Origin of the sequence: Kitasatospora putterlickiae (genome assembly GCF_039527695.1) — a bacterium.
Taxonomy (GTDB): domain Bacteria; phylum Actinomycetota; class Actinomycetes; order Streptomycetales; family Streptomycetaceae; genus Kitasatospora; species Kitasatospora putterlickiae.
This window is the reverse complement of record NZ_BAAAKJ010000406.1, coordinates 7,192-8,815: the sequence shown is the minus strand read 5'-3', so window position 1 is coordinate 8,815 and position 1,624 is coordinate 7,192. Positions and strand designations below refer to the sequence as shown.

1 protein-coding gene is annotated in these 1,624 nt (G+C 80.4%); it reads right to left on the bottom strand.

Annotation, left to right across the window (positions count from 1 at the left end; all coding sequences use genetic code 11):
* A partial coding sequence (locus tag ABD308_RS34555) for a macrolactam cyclase family protein (RefSeq protein ID WP_486327045.1) occupies positions 1-1,243 on the bottom strand: 1,243 nt, incomplete at its 3' end.
* Positions 1,244-1,624: the final 381 nt, after the last annotated feature.

Here is a 1,624-nt window from a genome sequence, read left to right as displayed (position 1 = left end):
GGTGCCCGTCCAGGACGTGCCGGGCGCCGTAGCCGGTGAGGTGGTCGGTGCCGCCCGCCTCGAACCGGGCCCCGGCCCAGGCCGCGGTGACCAGTTCCGGCCCGGGCTCGTCGGTGAGCCGTCCGGCCGTCGGGTCGGTGCGCAGGTCCGCGTACGGGAGGGTCTCCGGGCCGGCGGCGAGCACGGTGTGGCGCAGCCGCGGGAGGTCCGCCGCCGGGGCGGGGGGCGCCGTCTCGCCGGAGGTGACGGCGGCGACCGGTTCGGGGACGCTCCGCGGCCGGTGGTCGGCGGTGCGGGCCCAGGAACCCTTCACCGCCCCGGTGCGCGCGGCCGTGCGCCCGGCCCGGCCGGACTCGGTGGGCGGCGGGCCGGGCTGACGCGGCACGGTCGCCGTGAGCGGCACGGCGGCGGCGAGCAGCGCGACCGTGGCGGACGCCGTCCCGTACGACAGGTCGACGCCGAGCCGGGCCCGCCCCGGCGGCCCCGCCGGGCTGGTGCGGACCCGGAAGCGGACCGACTCCAGCAGGGCCCGGGTGAGCTCCCCGACGGCCGCCGCCTCGCCACGCCCACGCCCCCCGCCGCCCGCGCCCGGCTGGTCGTACCCGGACAGGTAGGGCCGCCCGTCGCGCAGGCCGAGCGCGTGCCCGGGCGGCACCCGCCGCACGCCGAGGTAGGGCGTGCCGGTGCCGAGCGCCTCCGGCGACTCGGGGCAGGCGAGCCGGGCGGCGAGGTGGCCGGTGTCCAGCGGCGCGCCGACCAGGTCGGCGAGCGGCAGCGCCGCGGTCGCGTACGCGGTGCCGCCGCGCCAGGGGGTGTGGAAGACCGGCTGGGCGCCGGCCAGGTCGGTGAGCAGCACCGTCGACCGGACGCCGCTGCGCAGCACCACGGTGTAGCCGCCGGGCCAGGCGGTGAGGTGGCGGACGGCGCCGCCGCGGGCGGCGGCCAGGCCGGCTGCGAGTTCGGCGTCGGTGGCGCCGCAGGGGCCGAGGACGGCGAGCCGCAGGACGGCGGGTCCGGCCTCGACCGGGTCCGGCCCGGTGGGCCCGGTGGTGACCACGGCGGGCGCGCCGGGCCGCAGGGTGACCAGGCGGATCTCCTCGGGCCGCCAGTCGCCGACCGCCCAGAGCGGGTCGGGGCCGCTCCACAGCGGGCGGGCGGCGATCGGGGCGACCGCGCCGGGCGGCTCGTGCGCCGGTGCGCCCCCTCGGGGCGCGCCCGTGCACCAGCCCGTCAGCCACCGCATCGCGCCTCCACCGCACGAGGACCTGCACCGCACGGCACGCCCGCCGACGGGCGGTCCCCCGGCCGACCCCTGGCGCGCCGTCAGAAGACGCCGTCGAAGGACATGGTGCCACCGGTCGCGCGTCCGGTGACCGGAGTCGTCGTTTCCATTACGCGTCCGGCGGGGGGAGTGCCGGACGGCGACACTCCGTGTCGAACACCCGGACGATCCCCGGACCGGCGTCCCCGCCGGGGCGGGCCGGGCCTCCCCCTCCTTGGCCCGGACCGCCCTCCACGGCGCCCTGTCATGGCCATCGCGAAATGGCCGAAAGGCGTCGCTCTGCCCGGGAGGGCATCCGCATGCCCTCCCGGACGTCGCCACCGCCCGCGGGGATGTAGGGGG